General features: G+C 46.4%; 16 protein-coding genes and 2 tRNA genes. 12 read left to right on the top strand and 6 right to left on the bottom strand.

Going from position 1 to position 20,883, the window contains the following annotated elements:
• Nucleotides 1-3: 3 nt before the first annotated feature.
• The 5 genes from NI467_RS00525 to NI467_RS00505 all read right to left on the bottom strand — a co-directional run bounded on the left by NI467_RS00525 (nucleotide 4) and on the right by NI467_RS00505 (nucleotide 5,831).
• A complete protein-coding gene (locus tag NI467_RS00525) occupies nucleotides 4-1,500 on the bottom strand; it encodes a UDP-N-acetylmuramoyl-L-alanyl-D-glutamate--2,6-diaminopimelate ligase (protein ID WP_253150317.1) in 1,497 nt (498 codons plus the stop codon).
• An 11-nt stretch (nucleotides 1,501-1,511) separates the two neighbouring features.
• Nucleotides 1,512-3,335: a penicillin-binding protein PBP3 gene (gene ftsI, locus NI467_RS00520; protein ID WP_253150315.1), complete on the bottom strand. Its 1,824-nt coding sequence runs from the start codon at nucleotides 3,333-3,335 to the stop codon at nucleotides 1,512-1,514.
• Between the two features lie 15 nt (nucleotides 3,336-3,350).
• A complete protein-coding gene (gene ftsL / locus NI467_RS00515) occupies nucleotides 3,351-3,683 on the bottom strand; it encodes a cell division protein FtsL (RefSeq protein WP_151205328.1) in 333 nt (110 codons plus the stop codon).
• Between the two features lie 10 nt (nucleotides 3,684-3,693).
• Nucleotides 3,694-4,605: a 16S rRNA (cytosine(1402)-N(4))-methyltransferase RsmH gene (rsmH, locus tag NI467_RS00510; protein WP_253150312.1), complete on the bottom strand. Its 912-nt coding sequence runs from the start codon at nucleotides 4,603-4,605 to the stop codon at nucleotides 3,694-3,696.
• Nucleotides 4,606-4,811: 206 nt separating this feature from the next.
• Nucleotides 4,812-5,831 (bottom strand): sulfate ABC transporter substrate-binding protein, encoded by a 1,020-nt coding sequence (locus NI467_RS00505; protein ID WP_253150310.1) that lies wholly within the window; start codon nucleotides 5,829-5,831, stop codon nucleotides 4,812-4,814.
• Between the two features lie 769 nt (nucleotides 5,832-6,600).
• On the opposite strand from NI467_RS00505, the gene NI467_RS00500 reads away from it, so the two are divergent.
• The 6 genes from NI467_RS00500 (at nucleotide 6,601) to NI467_RS00475 (ending at nucleotide 9,582) form a co-directional block, all read left to right on the top strand.
• Nucleotides 6,601-6,903 (top strand): hypothetical protein, encoded by a 303-nt coding sequence (locus tag NI467_RS00500; protein ID WP_151205326.1) that lies wholly within the window; start codon nucleotides 6,601-6,603, stop codon nucleotides 6,901-6,903.
• A gap of 136 nt (nucleotides 6,904-7,039) precedes the next feature.
• On the top strand, nucleotides 7,040-8,548 hold the full coding sequence (gene gltX / locus NI467_RS00495; RefSeq protein ID WP_253150308.1) for a glutamate--tRNA ligase: 1,509 nt from the start codon (nucleotides 7,040-7,042) through the stop codon (nucleotides 8,546-8,548).
• A gap of 57 nt (nucleotides 8,549-8,605) precedes the next feature.
• Nucleotides 8,606-8,681: transfer RNA gene (locus NI467_RS00490), tRNA-Ala, on the top strand.
• Nucleotides 8,682-8,718: 37 nt separating this feature from the next.
• Nucleotides 8,719-8,794: transfer RNA gene (locus NI467_RS00485), tRNA-Glu, on the top strand.
• A 142-nt stretch (nucleotides 8,795-8,936) separates the two neighbouring features.
• Nucleotides 8,937-9,278 carry a hypothetical protein gene (locus NI467_RS00480; protein ID WP_151206663.1) on the top strand — a complete coding sequence of 114 codons (342 nt, stop codon included), beginning with the start codon at nucleotides 8,937-8,939 and terminating at the stop codon, nucleotides 9,276-9,278.
• On the top strand, nucleotides 9,256-9,582 hold the full coding sequence (locus NI467_RS00475) for a hypothetical protein (RefSeq protein WP_151205323.1): 327 nt from the start codon (nucleotides 9,256-9,258) through the stop codon (nucleotides 9,580-9,582). Before NI467_RS00480 ends, NI467_RS00475 begins: the two co-directional genes overlap by 23 nt.
• A gap of 205 nt (nucleotides 9,583-9,787) precedes the next feature.
• Here NI467_RS00475 and ettA read toward each other — a convergent pair whose 3' ends face one another.
• Nucleotides 9,788-11,449, bottom strand: a complete 1,662-nt coding sequence (ettA, locus tag NI467_RS00470) for an energy-dependent translational throttle protein EttA (protein WP_151206662.1) — start codon at nucleotides 11,447-11,449, stop codon at nucleotides 9,788-9,790.
• Between the two features lie 310 nt (nucleotides 11,450-11,759).
• Between ettA and NI467_RS00465 the strand changes: the two genes are divergently transcribed.
• The 6 genes from NI467_RS00465 to NI467_RS00440 all read left to right on the top strand — a co-directional run bounded on the left by NI467_RS00465 (nucleotide 11,760) and on the right by NI467_RS00440 (nucleotide 20,881).
• The gene (locus NI467_RS00465) at nucleotides 11,760-13,037 is read left to right on the top strand and encodes an O-acetylhomoserine aminocarboxypropyltransferase/cysteine synthase family protein (protein ID WP_151206661.1); all 1,278 of its coding nucleotides are present in this window, start codon (nucleotides 11,760-11,762) and stop codon (nucleotides 13,035-13,037) included.
• A 294-nt stretch (nucleotides 13,038-13,331) separates the two neighbouring features.
• A complete protein-coding gene (locus tag NI467_RS00460) occupies nucleotides 13,332-14,219 on the top strand; it encodes an SDR family NAD(P)-dependent oxidoreductase (RefSeq protein ID WP_253150299.1) in 888 nt (295 codons plus the stop codon).
• 212 nt (nucleotides 14,220-14,431) lie between these two features.
• Nucleotides 14,432-15,214 carry a bifunctional phosphoribosyl-AMP cyclohydrolase/phosphoribosyl-ATP diphosphatase HisIE gene (gene hisIE, locus NI467_RS00455; RefSeq protein ID WP_253150297.1) on the top strand — a complete coding sequence of 261 codons (783 nt, stop codon included), beginning with the start codon at nucleotides 14,432-14,434 and terminating at the stop codon, nucleotides 15,212-15,214.
• A gap of 19 nt (nucleotides 15,215-15,233) precedes the next feature.
• Complete coding sequence (locus NI467_RS00450; protein WP_253150295.1) at nucleotides 15,234-16,736, top strand: 3'-5' exonuclease; 1,503 nt, start codon at nucleotides 15,234-15,236, stop codon at nucleotides 16,734-16,736.
• 470 nt (nucleotides 16,737-17,206) lie between these two features.
• A complete protein-coding gene (locus tag NI467_RS00445; protein WP_174660355.1) occupies nucleotides 17,207-17,377 on the top strand; it encodes a hypothetical protein in 171 nt (56 codons plus the stop codon).
• 666 nt (nucleotides 17,378-18,043) lie between these two features.
• Nucleotides 18,044-20,881: a monovalent cation/H+ antiporter subunit A gene (locus NI467_RS00440; protein WP_253150293.1), complete on the top strand. Its 2,838-nt coding sequence runs from the start codon at nucleotides 18,044-18,046 to the stop codon at nucleotides 20,879-20,881.
• The last annotated feature ends 2 nt before the right edge of the window (nucleotides 20,882-20,883 follow it).

Raw genomic sequence — 20,883 nt, 5'->3', positions numbered from 1 at the left:
ATCCTAATGCGCGGGAAATGCTGAATCTGTCGTATGATGCCGGGCATCAATTGCTGCCTGAACTTCGACCACATCATCAAACCAGTGAAGAACTCCATCAATTTCCTGATAGTTTTCATGGCCTTTTCCGGCAATCACCACAATGTCACCTGCTTGCGCATGCTTCACGGTGTATTTGATGGCTTCCCGGCGGTCCTGAATTTCATGATAGGTCTTGCCTGAAAAATCAATGCCTTGTTTCATGTCGGCAAAAATCTGTGCCGGATCTTCGCTACGCGGATTATCCGAGGTCAATACGGCGATATCGGCACCCTCCAGCGCAGCCTGAGTCATCAGCGGGCGTTTACCACGGTCGCGGTCTCCCCCACAGCCAAAAGCTGCCCATAACTTTTTCGACGCATGGCGCTTCAGTGTAACCAGCACCTGAGTCAGGGCATCTGGAGTATGTGCATAATCCACGACAAACAGGCGTTCACCATCACGAATCACCTGCATACGTCCTGGTGCACCTTGCAGTTCAGGCACTGTCGCGATTAAGTCGGCCAGTGCAAAACCGGCCTGCTCTGCCATGATCAGGCTGGCCACCAGGTTTTCAATATTAAAGTGTCCCAGCAACGGGCTACGAATGCTAAAACTGCCTTGTGCAGTCAGCAGTTTGAATGCAGCTCCGGAAATACTGTAGCGGATATCCTGAACCTGATAGTCTGCTGGCTGAGACAGTGAATAAGTTAATATTTTAGGCTGGCTTGGATTATTTTTTGCAGCACTCAGCATCACATCGGCAAAGTCATCATCCAGATTGATAATGGCAACTTTCAGAGCGACAAACTTGAAGAGCACAGACTTGGCTTCGGCATATGCCTGCAAAGTCCCATGATAGTCCAGATGATCCCGGCTCAAATTGCTATATGCCGCGATTTCAATCTCACAACCATTCAAGCGACCTTGTTCCAGACCATGCGAACTGGCTTCAATCGAAGCAAATTCTGCGCCCTGTTTTGCATAGCCATGCAAGGCATGTTGCAACTGTAAGGCATCCAGTGTGGTATGCGAGGAGGCTTCCAGATTTGGCAGAATCCCGTTTCCGGTTGTACCCATCACCGCACAAGGCTTGCTTTGTAGCATCAGCAGCTCTGCCACCAGACGGGAAATCGTCGTCTTGCCATTGGTTCCGGTTACCGCCAGAATCCGTACTGGTTTAACTGGCCGAGCCGCCTGTAAATACTGCTTTTGCCACTGTCCCATCAGATGGCGTACCTCTGGCACGACCAGTGCAGGTGACAGCCCCAGATCAGTTTCCGAAATAACGGCCAGTGCTCCCTGTTCCAAGGCTTGGTGAGCAAATTGTGCCGTTTTTTCTGGCTGGGACAAGCTGGTCAGGGCAATAAAAATTTGTCCCGGTTGAACTTTACGGCTATCCAGCTCAAACCCCTGAAAGGACTGTAACATCCAATCGGCGGCTTCAGGCCCGGTGTAGATATCTTGGAATGTAATAGACATTAATCACCTATTTACTGGACTTTGGGAGATTCTAAAGGTTTGTCCAAAGGGACATTGAGTAAGCGCAAGGATTCCTGCATCACACGCGCAAAAACCGGCGCCGATACTGTACCGCCATAGTAGGTGCCTTGCGGGTTTTCCACCACCACCACCATGGCAATGCGTGGATCACTCACCGGGGCAACACCGGCAAATAAAGCACGGTATTCACTCTGCGAATAGCCCTTACGGTCGGCACGTAGCTTGTGTGCGGTACCCGTTTTACCAGCGACACGATAACCCGGCACCACCGCACGGGTGGCAGTACCGCCTGGTAAAGTGGCTGTTTCCATCATTAATAGAACTTGATCCGCAATCTTTGGATCAAGCAGCTGTTCACCTTGGGGCTGCTCCTCAAGCTTGAACAGGCTCAGTGGCATTTTAACGCCCTTATTGGCCAGCATTGCATAAGCATCGGCTAACTGGAGGACCGTGGCATTCAGGCCATAACCATACGACATGGTGGCCACTTCAGAGACGTTCCATTTGCTTGGCGGCAGAATCAAGCCGGCACTTTCACCCGGGAATTTCACCGCAGAGCGCTGGCCAAAACCCAGACGTTTATAGAAGGTTGGCAGTGTTTCATACGGCAAAGACAAGGCTAGTTTGGCAACCCCAACGTTAGAAGACTTCCGGATAATGCCGCCCAAGGTTAATGGCCCATAGTTATGGGTATCCCGGATAGTATGGTTGCCGACACGCATACTGCCAGGGCTGGTATTGACCACTGAATTGGCGGTGTATTTACCGCTTTCCAAAGCCATCGCCACTGTCAGCGGTTTCATGGTTGAACCCGGCTCAAAAGAGTCAATCGCACCACGGTTACGCATCGCATCTTTATTCTGCAAACTATTTTTATCATTCGGGTTATACGATGGCCAGGAAGAGAGCGCCAGAATTTCCCCGGTTTTAACATCCACTGCAATCGCAGTCGCCGAACGGGCATTATTCGCCACCCCTGCTGCGGTCAGTTCACGATACATGATGTATTGCAGGCGTGAGTCGATACTCAGGGTAATATTTTCTCCCGGTTCAACCTCCTTGATGACTTCCGGCTCCTTGACACGGTTCCCTTTTTTATCACGAATAATCTGCTGTTCGCCATCCTTACCTGCCAGACGGGTATTCAGCTGCATTTCCAGACCTTCAATACCCGTACCTTCACTGTTGGTCAAACCAATAATCTGTGAGTTCGGCTGTGGCTGCGGATAATAACGCTTATAGTTTTTCTCAGTATATACGCCCTGAAAATTACGCTTCATGATCAGCTCCGCCTGCTGGGGCGGTACTTCTTTTTTCAGCACCAGATAACGCGAGCGCTGACGCTCGTCCATTTTCTTGCGCAATTCGGCTCGATCCATCCCAACAGCATCTGCCAGCTCATCCAGATTCAGGTTTTTATCCGGCAGCTGACGTTTCAATTTGCGACTATTCGGCTCTTTTTCCAAGGCCAGCATGGTCTCTTCATAGAGCTGTTTATTTTCAAAATAGTCCCGCGGGTCAATCACGATTTTCATGATGGGCGTACTGATGGCCAGCGGCACGCCATTGCGGTCATAAATCACGCCACGCATGGCTTTGATGGTATTGGTTCTTAAAATGTTGGCATTGGCTTTATTTTGCAGAAAATCTTTATTGATAATTTGCACATAAAAGGCGCGCCCGATCAAAACAATAAAACACAGCAGCACCACTGCCCACATCAGATAGAAACGGTTGATATAAATATTTGAGGTATTTTTATCAGTGACTGACTGCCTTTTACGTACCGGTTGCTTTTTTCTCTTGTCTACCATGTTGAAGCACTAGCCTTATTTTTTCTCATCTGAAGTCTGTGGTAAGGAAATCACAACGCTTTGTGACACCGGTGGCGAGTACATCCTTAACTGGGTAACCGCGCGCGTACCAATCTGCGCAGTCGCTCCAAAAGTCTGCTGTTCAATCAATAAACGTCCCCATTCTGCATTCAGATCATCACGTTCACGCAGATAGGTACTCAGTTTCCGGTTGTCCTGACGATATTCAAACACTTGAAATACCACAAATACTGCACTGACAAAGATCATCAGTACCAGCACGATATAAGTAACGGCTTTTTTCAGCCACAACTTATCTGTTTTTTTACCAACCACTTCAGTTTTCATGATGTGCCTATTAAGCTAAACGTTCTGCAACCCGCAGCCATGCACTGCGTGACCGAGGATTGGCCTTCACTTCCTCCTCACTTGCCTTTACACGAGCCACTTTTTTTAAACGTCGCGTATCCTTCTGTTGTTGCGGCATGCCCCACCCCGAGTCTTCTGCGAGTGTCGATTCTTTTTGAATAAACTGTTTAATCAACCGGTCTTCGAGTGAATGGAAGCTGATCACCGCCAGACGGCCTTCCGGTTTTAAAATATCGACTGCCTGAGGCAAGAAGATTTCAATATCTTCCAATTCTTTATTAATAGCAATACGAATTGCTTGAAAAGTGCGGGTGGCAGCATGCTTATTTTTTTCCCATTTGGGATGCGCCACCTTAACAATTTCTGCCAGCTCGCCTGTGGTTGCAATATAGCCGGCCTTTTTAATGGCTTTGGCAATACGGCGACTATAACGCTCTTCGCCATACTGGAAAATAATATTAGCCAAAGCCTCTTCTTCAATCTCGATCAGCCATTCTGCCGCAGTAGATCCCTGTGAATTATCCATTCGCATGTCCAAGGGACCGTCTTTCATAAAACTAAAGCCCCGCTCGGCTTGATCCAGTTGAGGTGAAGACACTCCCAGGTCAGCCATAACCCCATCCACACTGTCTATGCCCTGTTCAGCCAGTGCCTCTTTTAAATCGGCAAAGCTGGCATGAATAATTTTAAAACGCGGATCTTGCTGTTCCAGCTCAGCTGCCACGGCAAGAGCCTGCGGATCTTTATCAAAAGCATACACACGCGCATGTTCATCTAATTTCGACAATAATAAACGCGTATGTCCACCACGCCCAAAGGTTCCATCCACATAAACTCCTGTATTGCGACCAGCCAGCAAGGCATCAATCGTTTCGTGAAGTAGTACAGAAATATGTGACATAACAACTCAATAATTAAGGCGAAAAATTTAACTGCACATTATCACTCTGTTTGTATAAAGCTCCAAATGACTTTTTGTAGATAAATATTACTTTTCATGCAGAAAACCATTTTTATTTTCTTTCCAGCATGTTTAGCTGGCTAAAATAACAAAAAAGCCTCTTCAAAGAGGTTTTTTTGTGGACAACTTAAATAACCAAGCGATGACTAACGTTTGCTATTGTAAATCTGGTCAAAGATCGCCCCATTGGCAAAGTGGGTTTTCTGTGCTGTGCTCCAGCCACCAAACACCTCATCAATAGTAAAGGTGTTGATTTTAGGGAATTGTGCAGCATACTTGGCCAGTACTTTTTTATTATGTGGACGGTAGAAATGCTTGGCTGCCATCTCTTGCCCCAGTGGTGAATACAGGTAATTGATATAGCCAGTCGCCAGCCATTTATTGCCATTTTTTTCCACTGTACGGTCTACAATCGCGACTGAAGGCTCTGTAAGAATGGTTAAAGATGGATAGATAATGTCAAATTTGTCCTTGCCCAAAGTTTTTTGGGTAACCAAGGCTTCATTTTCCCAAGTCAATAACACATCACCAATGCCACGCTCAGCGAAGGTGGTCATCGATGCACGTGCTGCCGAATCCATTACTTTGACATTTTTATAGAGTTTAGCTACAAAGTCTTGCGCTTTGGCTTTGCTACCGCCTGGCTGTTTTTCAGCATAACCCCAAGCAGACAGATAGACCCAACGTGGCAGACCACCAGTTTTCGGGTTTGGCGTAATGATTTGCACACCCGGTTTAGTCAGGTCGGTCCAGTCCTTAATGCCTTTCGGGTTGCCTTTACGTACCATAAATACAATGGTCGAGGTGTAAGGCGCAGAGTTATGCGGAAACTCTTTTTGCCACCCTGGCTGAATCTGTCCAGAACGCACAATTTCTTCAATATCATTTGCCAGCGCCAGTGTCACAACGTCACCTTTCAGGCCATCGACAACAGAACGTGCCTGCTTGCCAGAACCCCCATGTGACTGTTTAAAATTGACATCCACACCGGTGCGTTTTTTCCAGTAAGCACCAAAAGACTTATTGAACTCATCATAAAATTCACGTGTCGCATCATAAGACACATTCAGGAACTGACGATCTGCGGCTTGGGTCACAGTTGCAGTCATCGCCAGACCGGTTGCCAGTAATGCTGCACGAAACAACGATTTCAATTCAGTTTTCATAGCCGTATGGAAGTTCATCTATCATGGAGAGAACTATATGGAACAAAGCGATTTATCGCAATTCAGCATCTCCCTGAAAAACTCGGTGACATAAAAACAATATAAGTATAATATATTGTTTTTATTTAATAAAAACCCGAAAAAACCCCACTTTCGCTAATATATAGTATTTTATTCTTTCTATATGAGAAAAATGGATAATCAACCTTCCAATTTGAGTTTCAAGCAGGCTCAGACCCTAGATCAGAGGGGCTTTAAGTACAGCTAGTCAATAAGGCCCCATTGAGCAGATTAATTTCTGGAGGAGCTTATAAAAAGTATTTAAAAATCCCTGTTAAGATTTTGACCCTTTACAATTATCCATTTTTCACAAAAGTTGAGAGCTAAGAGCTTTAATTTAAATAAAGAAAAGCAGCGGTTACACTCAGGTAGTATTTAAAAAAATAATTTTATTTAAAATCAAATAATTATAAGAATAATAATCAAATAAAAAGATTTTTCAGGTCTTAAACACAGATACAAATTCGGTTAAAAGCGAATCTCTTGCTACAATAAAAGACAGTTCTTCACGTTCTCTTCATAGTTATTTGCTAAAAAATACGCCCTCAAGAGGGGAAATGCCGTTTTTGGTAAAGTTTTATACCGTTATTTAGACTTTTTTGTAAAAAATGTGATACAGTTTTAATTCTCTATATTAAATTGTAGACTTAGTATTAAAAAAACATTTTAAGCAAAATAAGTCCAATCATAGCCAAGGGGAGGTTTGTAAATGAAAACCAGTCTATTGACAACCAGCATCCTGAGCCTAATCATGCTGTTGACTACACAGTTCGGTCATGCGGTGGTCGTAAAAAATACTGCACCTAAAACCCTGATTAACCAACTCGAAGTCAAAAACTCTCCGATTGAAAAAGCGCTGCAACAGCACAAGACAGATAAGACCCTGTATACGGAAGATAATCTGAAAGTGCAGACGGCCCTAAAAATCACCCCATCACAAAATTTCTTTGCCGCACAAAACCAGCGTTTTACCCGTTTTGTACAAAGCATTTTTTCCCCCAACCATTCTTAAATTCCTGTAGGCCAGTCTTAATCTGACCATTCCCTGTGATTTTTCAGCCATCTCATGCAATGTTTGAATAAAGCATTCAGTAGATGGCTTTTTCGTTATAATAGAGGCAAATTCATATTCCAGACCTTATTCGACTATGACTGTTCGTACGCGTATTGCCCCTTCTCCTACAGGTTTTCCTCATGTAGGTACTGCTTATATCGCCCTGTTTAACCTGTGCTTTGCCAAGCAACATGGCGGTGAGTTTATTTTACGGATTGAAGATACAGACCAGCTGCGCTCAACCCCTGAATCTGAAAAGATGATTCTGGATTCCTTGCGCTGGTTAGGCCTGAACTGGTCAGAAGGTCCAGATGTAGGCGGTCCGCATGCACCTTATCGTCAGTCTGAACGCATGCACATCTATAAGCAATATGCGCTGGAACTGGTCGAAAAAGGCCATGCTTTCTATTGTTTCGCCACCAGTGAAGAACTTGACCAGATGCGTGTTGAGCAGCAAGCACGCGGTGAAACCCCACGTTATGATGGCCGCGGCCTGCTGCTTTCGCCTGCAGATGTGGAGCGCCGTCTGGCGGCGGGTGAGCCGCATGTTATCCGCATGAAAGTACCGACTGAAGGTATCTGCACATTTAATGACATGCTGCGCGGTGAAGTCGAAATTCCATGGGCGCAAGTCGACATGCAAATCCTGCTAAAAACTGACGGCCTGCCAACTTACCATCTGGCGAACGTAGTCGATGATCATTTGATGCAAATCACCCACGTGATCCGTGGTGAAGAATGGATTCCATCGGCACCCAAACACCAGCTGCTGTACCAATACTTTGGTTGGGAGATGCCTACCCTGTGCCATATGCCGTTGTTACGTAATCCGGACAAGTCCAAACTGTCCAAGCGTAAAAATCCAACCTCAATTAATTATTACAAGGATATTGGGGTCTTGCCAGAAGCCTTGTTGAACTATCTGGGCCGGATGGGTTGGTCGATGCCGGATGAGCGTGAAAAGTTCACTTTGGCTGAAATGATCGAACATTTTGACATTCAACGGGTCTCTCTGGGTGGCCCAATCTTTGATGTTGAGAAACTAAACTGGCTCAATGGTCAGTGGATTAAAGCCCTGCCTCCTGCTGAACTATTAGATACCTTACTGGCCTGGAAGGCTGATCGGGCCAAACTGGAAGAAATCGCTGCTGCGATTCAGCCACGTATTAATTTACTGTCTGAAGCTGTCAACTGGTCAGCGCATTATTTCAACCATTTCCCGACACTCAGTAAAGCGCAGTTTGAAAGCAAGAAACTATCCGAAGAACAGGTTCGCCAAAGCCTGCAATTCGCAATCTGGCGTCTGGAAAGCCTGTTTACCTGGAATAATGATACGGTAAGCCAAACCTTAATGGACCTGGCTGCTCAAATGGAAATCAAGCTGCGTGATTTCATGCCGGCCTTCTTTATTGCAATTGCCGGTTCTACTGCCTCTACCCCAGTGATGCAAACTATGGTCACCATTGGCCCTGACCTGACCTTCGCCCGCTTACGTCATGCGCTGGAAATTGTCGGTGGCCCAAGCAAAAAAGAGCTAAAAACTTGGGAAAAACTGAATGAAAGCCTAAAGTTGCCGAAAAATGAAGCAGTCAATCAAGCTTAATTCATTTTTTTGTTGACGGCTGAGCGTTATATCCCTAATATAGCGCTCACACAGACTGGGGTCATAGCTCAGTTGGTAGAGCGCTACAATGGCATTGTAGAGGTCAGGAGTTCGATCCTCCTTGACTCCACCAAACCAAGTCTTGCTTTGCCTGTGTATTTGCCTCATTTGTCCCTATCGTCTAGAGGCCTAGGACATCGCCCTTTCACGGCGGCAACCGGGGTTCGAATCCCCGTAGGGACGCCATATTCAAGATGGCAACATCTTTATAAAAAACCCAAGCATTATGACTTGGGTTTTTTATTGTCTGTATGTTTTTTTTGGCCAGCCTTCGGTTTCTGCCTATCTTCCGATAAAATAATCAGTAATTTAGAATTTTGGAGTTGTAATGCAATATCGCTGCCCTAAATGTCAGAGTCCGAAAATCATGCCACTGGCCCAGCCTGGCCAAGTGACAGCACGCCCTGTCGTACCCAAAAGCCTGGTTTTCCTGGTGCCTGCCCTGTTTGTATTATTACTGCTGGTTATTATCAGTATTGCCATGTGGATTTTTGGTGATGGTGCGGGTTCAACCCTACAAATGGCGACTGTAATCGTGTTTATTGTCTGCCTGATCGCAGGCTTCTTGTTCTATAAAGATCTGCCAGATTTTAAAATTTCCATGCAGGCCTTCATGCAAAACCAGAAAAAATGGAAATGCCGCGAATGTGATCATCAATGGGAAATTTGAGTCCTCGATCATTCAACAAGCTGATGGTCATTTGATCCTCAGCTTGCATTCCAATAGAGAATCTTTAAAACCAAGCACAATTACCAGCTTCACAACGACCAATTTCTCAAGTCAGAAAAACCGCTCTGCTGTTTTTATGGATGATAAATATAATGCTCGCATTCAGAATGAACGACAGAAAGCTATTTTAAAAATATATGAGCTTCAAAAGTTAGGTAGCCTATATCACTGGCCAATCCTGCGCTTTAAACAGCTTACTTGCGAACACACTGTGGCGGGAGTTTCACTGTTCGGCAGCCAATAAAAAATATTTTCAAAACAATAACACTCAACTGCTCTAGTTTAAAATTTCCAGGCCTGTTTCCAAATCACCCACACACGGAAGAAATACTTTTATAGCGGCGTCATTGACCAAAGGATGCCAGTAAAAAAGCCTGTAAACAGGAAGTCATGAAAGAGCAATCAATAAAAAAACCAGTCCGAAGACTGGTTTCTTTTATGTGCGGGAATTAAGCCCCAATTTTGCGATATTTCTGACGTTTGGCAGTCAGATCATCACCATATTGCTTACGACGGTATTCTTCAAACTCGGCATAGTTACCCGTGAAGAATTCCGGTGTTTCATCTTCAAATGACAGGATATGAGTGGCAATACGGTCCAGGAACCAACGGTCATGCGACACCACCATGACAGTACCCGGGAAGACCAGAATCGCATCTTCCAGTGCACGTAAAGTTTCGATATCCAGGTCGTTTGACGGTTCATCGAGCAGGATAACGTTTGCCCCCATTTGCAGGATTTTCGCCAGCTGTAAACGGTTACGCTCACCACCTGACAAACCACCTACACGTTTTTGCTGATCTTGGCCCTTGAAGTTAAAGCGACCAATATAAGCACGTGAAGCGATTTCATAATCACCGATTTTCAGGATATCCAGGCCACCAGACACTTCTTCCCAAACGGTTTTATTATCATCCAGCGTGTCGCGGATCTGACCCACATACGCCACTTTAACCGAATCACCCAGCGTTACAGTACCGGTATCCGGTTGCTGTTCGCCAGTCATCATGCGGAATAGCGTTGTTTTACCTGCACCGTTTGGACCCACGATTCCGACAATTGCCGCTGGTGGTACAGTGAAAGATAAATCCTTGTACAGCAGCTTATCGCCAAAGGATTTGCTGATATTTTCAACTTCAACCACCTTGTTGCCCAGACGTGGACCAGGTGGAATATAAATTTCAGAAGTTTCGTTACGCTGCTGGAATTCACGCGAGTTCAGTTCTTCAAAACGCTCCATACGCGCCTTGTTTTTCTTCTGCTGACCCTTAGCATTGGTACGAACCCACTCAAGCTCTTTTTTCAACGCCTTGGCAAAAGATTCTTCCTGCTTGTTCTCTTGCTCTAAGCGGGCATTTTTCTGCTCCAGCCATGAAGAGTAGTTACCTTGATAAGGAATACCATGTCCACGGTCAAGCTCCAGAATCCACTCGGCAACGTTATCCAGGAAGTAACGGTCGTGCGTAATCGCCACGATTGTGCCCGGGAAATCTTTCAGGAAACGTTCCAGCCAAGATACAGATTCTGCATCCAGATGGTTCGTCGGTTCATCCAGCAACAGCATATCCGGTTTAGACAGCAGCAAACGGCAGAGGGCCACACGACGGCGTTCACCACCCGACAGCTGGCTGACATCTGCATCCCATGCTGGCAGGTTTAATGCGGCCGCAGCCTGTTCCAGCTGGTTGTTCAGGTTATGTGCATCCCAAGTCTGGATAATCGCTTCCAGCTTTTCCTGCTCTTTGGCCAGCGCATCAAAATCAGCATCCGGTTCGGCATATTCAGCAAACACCTGATCTAGACGTTCCAGCGCATCTAGTGCTTCACGCACACCATCTTCAACGTTACCACGAACGTCTTTGCTTGGATCTAGCGGTGGTTCCTGCTCTAGGTAGCCAATTTTGATACCTGGTTGTGCACGTGCTTCACCAGAGAAATCTTTGTCTACGCCCGCCATAATACGGAGCAAAGTGGACTTACCGGCACCGTTTAAACCAAGCACACCAATTTTTGCACCCGGAAAAAATGATAAAGAGATGTCTTTCAGGATTTCGCGTTTCGGCGGTACCATCTTCGACACTCGGTTCATCGTATAAATATATTGGGCCACGTAGGACTCCTCAACTGAAAAACCAAATGGGGGCAAAACTTATCCCCCTGCTCTCAAAAAGAGCGAAAAAATTATCCGCTATTATACGCAGAATGCCTCGAAAACATAAGCCATTCCTCTGGACTTCAATGCATTGTTACAAGTTTTATATGAGCGGATTTTCAAACCGCGCTTTTTAGTAAAAAACTTGCATTCCTGCAAGGATTCTATATAAATAATTAAGCTATTCAATTGAGTAAATATGCATTTTTGTGTATATCCAGAATGCTAGACTCACCCCATACCCAAAACATCAAGAAGATCGAATCTTATGACTTACAAAGCAGAAACTCTTGCCATTCATGCAGGTTATAGCCCCGAACCCACTACCAAGGCAGTCGCCGTTCCGATTTATCAAACCACTTCCTATGCGTTTGACAACACCCAGCACGGTGCAGATCTGTTTGACTTGAAAGTCCCGGGAAATATCTATACCCGTATCATGAACCCGACTACGGCCGTGCTGGAACAGCGGGTTGCTGCCCTGGAAGGCGGAATTGGCGCACTTGCCTTGGCTTCGGGTATGGCTGCAATTACTTATGCCGTTCAGACCATTGCGGAAGCAGGTGACAATATTGCATCCGTTTCAACTTTATATGGCGGTACTTACAACCTGTTTGCCCACACCTTGCCAAAGCAAGGGATCGAAGTACGTTTCTTTGATTATGCAAATCCGGAAGCGCTACGTGAACTGATTGATGACAAGACTAAACTGGTATTTGTTGAATCGATTGGTAATCCGCTGGGCAATATTATTGACTTGGAAGCCATTTCCAAAATTGCCCATGAATATGGGGTTCCCGTAATCGTGGACAATACGGTTGCGACTCCAGTCCTGCAAAAATCTTTTGATTTTGGTGCGGATATTGTGGTGCACTCCCTGACCAAATATATCGGCGGTCACGGCAATTCAATTGGCGGCATCATTGTGGATAGTGGCAAGTTCCCATGGGGTAAATACCCTGAGCGCTTTAAAACACTAAATACCCCAGACCCAAGCTATCATGGCGTGAATTATGTCGAAGTGCTGGGCGAAGCGGCTTATATTGCACGTGCGCGTGTCGTACCGCTACGCAATACAGGCGCCGCGATTAGCCCGCAGAACGTCTTCCTGATTCTGCAAGGTTTAGAAACCTTAAGCCTGCGTATGGAACGTCATACCGAAAATGCCCAGAAAGTAGCCGAATACCTGCAACAACATGCCAAGGTAAAATGGGTCAATTATGCCGGTTTAAAAGACCATCCACAGCATGCTTTGGCACAAAAATATGTGAAAGGGAAACCATCAGCTATTCTGACCTTCGGAGTTGAAGATGGGCGCGAAGGGGGGGCACGCTTTATTGATGCACTCCAACTGTTTACCCGTCTGGTCAATATCGGTGATGCCAAGAGTCTGGCCTGTCACCCGGCTACCACTACTCACCGCCAGCTCAACCCTGAAGAGCTAAAATCTGCGGGAGTTAGTGAAGATATGGTGCGTTTATCCATCGGGATTGAACATATTGATGATCTGATTGCCGATCTTGAGCAGGCGTTGGCCGCTGTCTAAAACGTATTACTCCTTCAACAAACTCCATCTTTCGAGATGGAGTTTTTTATTTATTTTTAAAACAGAGACTTGCTCTGCTTTTGTTTTTCGTGTTAAAAATCAAATGAAACAATGAGTATAAATAGAGCAATTACTCTAATTTTTATTGTATTTTCAATAGTTTAATGTCTAGATTTTCCTGAAGAATTGATTATCATATTGTGACTCATCTTCGCTCTCATTTCCTGTTAGAGCCTTCACTGATTTTTAATAAAAAACAATTTGAATGCTATTTTCAAATTAGGGATAACAAACGTGAAAACTAAACTACAGAAACAATTGGAAAAACGTGTCGCAGGTAAAACGGTTCTGATTACCGGAGCCTCTAGCGGGATCGGCTTGACCACAGCTCATCAGCTGGCTGAGGCTGGCGCACATGTATTATTGGTGGCACGTACCCAGGAAACCTTGGAGCAGGTTCAACAAGAGATTGCAGTCAAAGGTGGTAAAGCCTCGATTTTTCCATGCGATCTGAATGATATGGAAGCGATTGACGAAGTCTCCAAGCAGATCATTGCCTCTGTCGATCATATCGATATTCTGATCAATAATGCTGGCCGCTCGATTCGTCGTGCTGTCCATGAGTCAGTCGACCGCTTTCATGATTTTGAGCGCACCATGCAGCTGAATTATTTTGGTGCAGTACGTCTGATTATGAATATCCTGCCACAAATGATGAGCCGCCGTGCTGGCCATATCATCAATATCAGCTCGATTGGCGTACTGGCCAATGCGACCCGCTTCTCAGCCTATGTGGCATCGAAGGCAGCACTGGATGCGTTTAGCCGTTGTCTGTCAGCTGAGGTCCATTCACATAAGGTGGCAATTACTTCGGTTTATATGCCTCTGGTACGTACCCCAATGATTGCACCCACCAAGATCTATAAATATGTGCCTACCCTGTCGCCAGAGCAGGCAGCTGCACTAGTTGCCTATGCAATTGTCAAACGTCCGAAGAAAGTGGCGACCCATCTGGGACGTCTGGCTTCAATTACTTATGCTGTTGCCCCGGACATCAACAATGTATTGATGTCGATTGGTTATAACCTGTTCCCAAGCTCTTCGGCTTCGGTTGGTCAGCCACAGAAACTGAACTGGGTACAAAAGGCCTATGCACGGATTTTCCCGGGCGAACACTGGTAAGAAACCCAAGACTCAAGCCGCCTGAACAGGCGGTTTTTGTTTTTTTAAACCTGTGTGTTTTTAGCATAGAAAAATATGATCTCAATGTACCACGACACCTGCTGTCTTTTCAGCTACAGATTTTTGCCGCAAATGCGACGAGATCACGTACACTATGGACGGATATTTTTAATCCATATTCTTATATTCAGATTCAAGTAATGGAACCCCTTATGAATAACATGCAATGGCTCGATGAAGTAAAATTTAACGAACAAGGTCTGATCCCTGCCATTGCCCAGCATCACCAGAGCGGGCGTGTCCTGATGGTGGCCTGGATGAACCGTGAAGCGCTGGCTTTAACTGCCGAGAAGAATCAGGCTGTATATTTTTCCCGTTCACGCAACAAGTTATGGCATAAGGGGGAAGAGTCCGGACATTTTCAGACTATCCATGAAATCCGCCTCGACTGCGATGCAGATGTGATCATTCTGCAAATTGAGCAGCATGGCGGCATTGCCTGCCATACCGGCCGTGAGTCTTGTTTTTATCGCAAACTGACTCAAAATGGCTGGGAAACCGTGGATGCCCAGTTAAAAGATCCAAATGCAATTTATGGGCAAAAAACCACCAACCCGCATACCCTCGCCATGAGTGCGTCCACCGCTCAGTCTGAACAGGTAGAAGTCCTCTCTTACCTCGGTGCAATGATGGCAGAGCGTAAAAAAGCCGATCCGGATTCCTCCTATGTGGCCAAGCTGTACCATAAAGGGCTGAACAAGATTCTGGAAAAAGTGGGTGAAGAAAGCTTTGAAACTGTTCTTGCGGCCAAGGATTTTAAAGCTGAAGCCAATGAAGACCATAAAAATGACCTGATTTATGAAGTGGCTGACCTGTGGTTCCATACGATTGTCATGCTCGGTTATTTCGACCTTGAGCCGCAACTGGTTCTGAATGAACTGGCGCGCCGTCAGGGATTATCTGGTCTGGTTGAAAAAGCCAATCGTCTACATTAAAACGTGAATGAAGAGTACGGTGTCTGATCTGCAAAAACCCAAACCCACCTATGAGCAGGCCACTGCCATTGATAATGCACGTCTGGGTAAATCCTTCAAGGTAATTGCCTATGCTGGCACAGGTAAAACCACCACCCTACAAATGATCAGTGATGCCATGCTGGGGCGGCGTGGCATGTATCTGGCCTTTAACAAGGCGATTGCCTCTGAAGCGCAAAATAAGTTTCATCGCGGTGTGGACTGCCGTACCTTCCATTCGCTGGCTTTTCGCAGTGTTCCACGTGGAGTAACAGATAAGCTGCGTCTGCCACGTTTAAGCCCGAGCTTTATTGCCAAGGAGTATCGTTTAGAACCGATGACCTTGCGCCGCATGATGGGCGGACGTTATGAAAAATATGTGCTGATGCCTTCGCGTCTGGCCAGTCTGGTGGCCAATGCTGTCGGACATTTCTGCTCTACCAGTTCACAATACCCTGCTCCACGACATATTCAGGCACCCAGCTGGCTGCATCCAGATGACATCGAAATGCTACAGCAGAAACTTTATCCGGCAGTCGAACGGCGCTGGCTGGAGTCCATTGATCCGAACCATCAGGCCGGAATCGGGCATGATATTTATCTCAAACTCTGGGCACTGTCTGAACCGAATATTCCAGCAGACTATGTACTTTTTGATGAAGCACAGGATGCCGACCCCCTGATGCTGGGTATTTTGCTAAAACAGCGTAATACCCAGGTGATTTATGTTGGCGATGCGCATCAGCAGATTTATGCCTGGCGCGGTGCGGTCAATGCCATGCAGCAACTGCCGCTGCCGGAGTCGCGCCTGACCACCTCTTTCCGTTTTGGCCCCGAAATTGCGCTGAATGCCAATGCTCTTCTGGGCGCACTGAATGAAACTGTCCCCCTCTTGGGTAATTCCTTATTGAATTCCAAAGTGGTCAATAAACCGCACACCAAGATGCGGGATGCAATTCTATGCCGCACCAATGCCCGGGCGATGGAGCTGCTACTGGCCGGTCTGGTTCGGGGGGATAAAGTCAGTCTGCAAGCTGACCATGTCAAGCTGAACCGCTTTGTCGATGCTGCCAGCATGCTCAAACAAGGGAAACGCGTCATTGATGTACCGGAACTGGCCTGGTTTAATTCCTGGCATGATGTGCATGAGTATTGCGAAACCAATGAAGGCAGTGACATCAAGCCGCTGGTCAAGCTGGTCGATGAACACGGCACAGATTCACTCAAAACGGCACTGGCCAAAATTACCCCGATTGCCCAGGCTGATTATATTATTTCTACGGCGCACAAGGCCAAAGGCCTAGAATGGGATCGGGTACATATCGAAGATGATTATCAGTTCAAGCTGAATGAAAAAGATCATAAAATTAGCGATGAGGAATTACGTTTACTGTATGTGGCCTGTACACGCGCTAAATTAAGCTTAAATATTCATCATATTTATGACCTGATTCAACAGTTAAAGCTCAGGATGCCACAATCACTGCGCCAAGCCATGGGCTAGTCACCTTCCTAAGGGTCAAGCTTCAGAGACAGGTGATCTATGCATTCTATATATATTGAATCCATTCGACCGAAACATACGCTGTAATTTTCTGATCTTCGCCCGGATTTTAATCCTCAGCGCCCGGTTACGCTGCTTTTAGCTGCTTAGGACACTGGCAAAAGCACTTTTTCTACTGCGTTGCTGTGATCAGGCACTGCCCTGGTTTGCTGCACGTGACCACGATGGCCGGACTGCGGGGGCTAAACCTGTTAGATCAGGACATTTTACAATACCGGCTCCGCTCCCAGATTGATTTTCAGGTCCGTTTTCTGGAAGAGATTGAGTGATTGGCGGAGTCCCGCCAGATAGACCTGATAGCCTCTTCCTTCCTATTTCTGGCAACTTTATAAAGCCCTGAACAATAAAGATCTAGTACTCAGTAAAGCGGGGTAAGCCAACCGCTTGATGCCCTGATGTTCAGCTCTTAAGTGAAAATAATCCGGCGATTTGTTACAGCGCATACTTACGATATTACTGTGATTGCATTGACCTTGTTTACTCGTTTTTGCGAGTATTTTCATGAAATCAGCGATATTGAAAATGCACAACGTGCAAAAAGTATTGATCAGCTGTTAAAACTCAGCCTGCAAGCTTCATAGCTACAATTTGAGCCGCTTTATACTGACTTGGGATTACAGCGCAGTCAGTGTGCGGCTACCTGTGCAAGCTTTCCGCTAAAACATCCATCTAGCCCATTCAGTCATCTGGAAATATTTCAGCTGATGCCGGCGCAGCTTCGCGCTGAACCGCAGCAGTTACTCGTACAAGTTCTTATTCAATAAAAAATCTGCTGCCCCGGCCAGAATTACCTTAATCTGATTTAAACACATTCGCGATAAATTTAAGTTAAAGCCTTATATGGATTGCTCTGCCGATGATTAATGCTCTAGCATTTTCTGGGTTCAAATGGCGACTTTATCCATTTTTATCAATCAAGATGCCTGATCTGATCTTTATTTTCGGTCAATTTAATCCGAGCGATTTCAGCATCCACCCTATTGAAAAATCAGCTCACGTATAATTGAAATGTTCTGAATAAAAACGTTGATGTTGTGGTTATCCTGTAATATGATCGGTTTTATCTGCAAATTTCACTGTGAAATCGGAATTTGCTATCGTTTATAGGTTGTGCAATACAACTGTTTTTATTCTTTTGAATACCATTTTGGCTTTCAAGATCGAGAAGTTTTGGATCATTCTTTGTGCTCCTGTAATCCTTGAAAGATAAAATTTCACCCTAGGTTTATTACAACCTAAACACGACAATGGATACGAGTGTGCTGCCGATTATTATATTGTTACCCTTAGTATTAGGCACAACCCTTGTCTCGTGGCTGAAGCAATTTTCCCGCGGGGTAACGGCTTTAGGCGCAATTGGCGTCAGCCTGAGCAGTTTTCTACTCTTAGTGAGCCAGGCACCTGCAGTATTTAAGGGTGCCGTCATTACTCAAAGTTGGTCCTGGTTACCGCAACTCGGGATCGATTTCAGTTTCCGTCTGGACTCACTGGGCCTGCTCTTTTCCCTGTTGATTAGCGGTATTGGTACGCTGATCTACATTTATGCCTACTACTATCTCAGCCCCAAAAATTCGCTCAGTAAACTGTACATCCTGCTCATGCTGTTTATGGCAGCCATGCTTGGTATTTCATTATCTAATAATCTGCTGATTCTGCTGGTGTTCTGGGAAATGACCAGTATTTCCTCCTTCCTGCTGGTGGGTTACTGGAGCAATTACGAGGCGGCACAGCGCGGTTCACGTATGGCGCTGACCATTACCGGTATGGGGGGTCTGGCCATGCTCGGTGGCTTTATCCTACTGGGTCAGATGACGGGAACTTATCAGATCGACCAGATTCTGACCATGACTGAGCAGATTCAGGCCCATCATTTATTCGTTCCCACCTTGTTGCTGATTCTGCTCGGCGCTTTTACCAAAAGTGCCCAGTTTCCATTTCATTTCTGGTTACCGAATGCTATGGCCGCGCCTACACCGGTATCTGCCTATCTGCATTCGGCAACAATGGTCAAGGCCGGGCTCTTTTTAGTAGCACGTTTGTTGCCAATTTTTGCCGGAGCCGCGTTATTTCATAATATCGTGACCTTCGTTGGCCTGTTCACTTTGTTGATAGCGGCCTTCTTTGCCATTTTTAAAGAGGACCTGAAAGGCCTGCTTGCCTATTCGACCATCAGCCATTTGGGCCTGATCATGTGTCTGCTCGGTATTGGCTCACCGCTGGCAGTGGCCGCCGCGATTTTCCATATTATTAACCATGCCACCTTTAAAGCAGCGCTGTTCATGATTGCCGGTATTATTGACCATGAGTCAGGCACGCGTGATTTGCGTAAACTATCCGGTTTATGGCAGCTGCTTCCCTTTAGCGCCACCCTGACAATGATCACGGCCGCTTCGATGGCAGGTATGCCTTTGACCAATGGTTTCCTGTCCAAGGAAATGTTCTTTACCGAACTGGTTTCGACCTTAAGTGGTCCGGTGATGGTGGTGTCAGCCATTGCTGCAACTCTGGCTGGTATTTTTGCAGTTGCCTATTCTATTCGTCTGGTACATGGCGTGTTCTTTGATGGACCGCTCGGCCAGCAAGTGCCGAATAAAACAGCGCATGAGCCACCTTTTGGTATGCGTGCACCAGCCACCTTACTGGCCATCTTATGTATTCTGGTCGGGTTGCTGCCTGCTTTACTGGTTGAAAACATCGTCAATAGTACAGCGCGGGCTGCCACCCAGAACTTTGCATTTGAAGGAACCCATCTGGCCTTATGGCATGGTATTAACCTGCCGCTGCTCATGAGTCTAGTTGCCCTGATTGGTGGGGTAATCTTTTATTTTGCGCTGGCCAAAGGCGGTACCATTCGTGAAATTGATCTGGATCCGAAACTCGGCAGATTACAGGGCCGCATTCTCTTTGACCTGTTTCTGAAAAGCCTGTTATTAAATTCGCGCCGTTTCCGTCGCGCCACTGAAAATGGCAAGCTGCAAAGCTATCTCTTATGGATTATGCTGTTTACCACGACTCTGGTTGCCCTGCCCCTGATCGGCAATGGCATCACTGCCGGTACGCGTGAACTGACGCATGCGCCTACCCTGGCGATTGTGTTGTGGTTATTACTCTTCTCCGCCTGCTGGATGATGCTGTGGTTTCATCATGAGCGGATCAAGGCGGTACTGATTAGTGGTGCGGTGGGTCTGGTTGTCACGATGGTCTTTATCGGCTTTTCAGCACCCGATTTAGCGCTCACCCAGATCACGGTCGATGTGGTCACCACGGTGCTGCTACTCATGAGCCTGTCTTTATTACCTCAATTAACGCCGTATGAGTCCAGCATGTCTCGCCGCTGGCGCGATGCCATTATCGCCATTACAGGCGGTGTCGGCATTGCAGTCATTGCCTGGCTAATCTTAACCCGCGATCATAATTCATTGTCCTGGTTCTTCCTGCAACAATCCATTCCTCTGGGCGGCGGTACCAATGTGGTCAATGTGATTCTGGTCGATTTCCGTGGGTTTGATACCTTCGGCGAAATTACCGTACTGGGTATTGCCGCCATTGGGGTGCTCAGCTTGATGGATGGCATGCGCGCGCATGGCGCTACCATGACCCAAGGCCTGACCTATCGCTTTAATCCGTCGCCTCTCATGCTACGGATCACTGCATCCTGGATTTTACCGGTCGCACTAGTGATCAGCCTGTATATCTTCCTCAGAGGCCATAACCTGCCAGGGGGGGGATTTATTGCCGGTCTGGTAACCTCATTGGCCTTGATTATTCAGTATATTGCAATCGGTCAGGATCAGGCTGAAAAACTGCTGGGGGCTAAATCTGGACGTCTCTATGAAATCTGGATTGGTGTAGGCTTAACCATCGCCGGCCTCACCGGTGTGGCGGCCTGGTTCTGGTCACGCCCCTTCCTGACCAGTGCACATATTTATGTCTCGCCACCCATCTTGGGAGAAATGCATCTGGCTTCGGCGGCCCTGTTTGATGCCGGCGTATATATTACGGTGGTAGGTGCCACCATGCTGATGATCTCAGTTCTGGGCGACTCCCGCCACTCCAGCATGACCGGTCCGGTACCAAGAGGATAATA

The sequence above is a fragment of the Acinetobacter sp. S4397-1 genome (assembly GCF_024129285.1).
GTDB classification, from domain to species: domain Bacteria; phylum Pseudomonadota; class Gammaproteobacteria; order Pseudomonadales; family Moraxellaceae; genus Acinetobacter; species Acinetobacter lwoffii_C.
The sequence above is the reverse complement of the archived record's forward strand: the minus strand, read 5'-3'. Positions and strand labels throughout refer to the sequence as shown.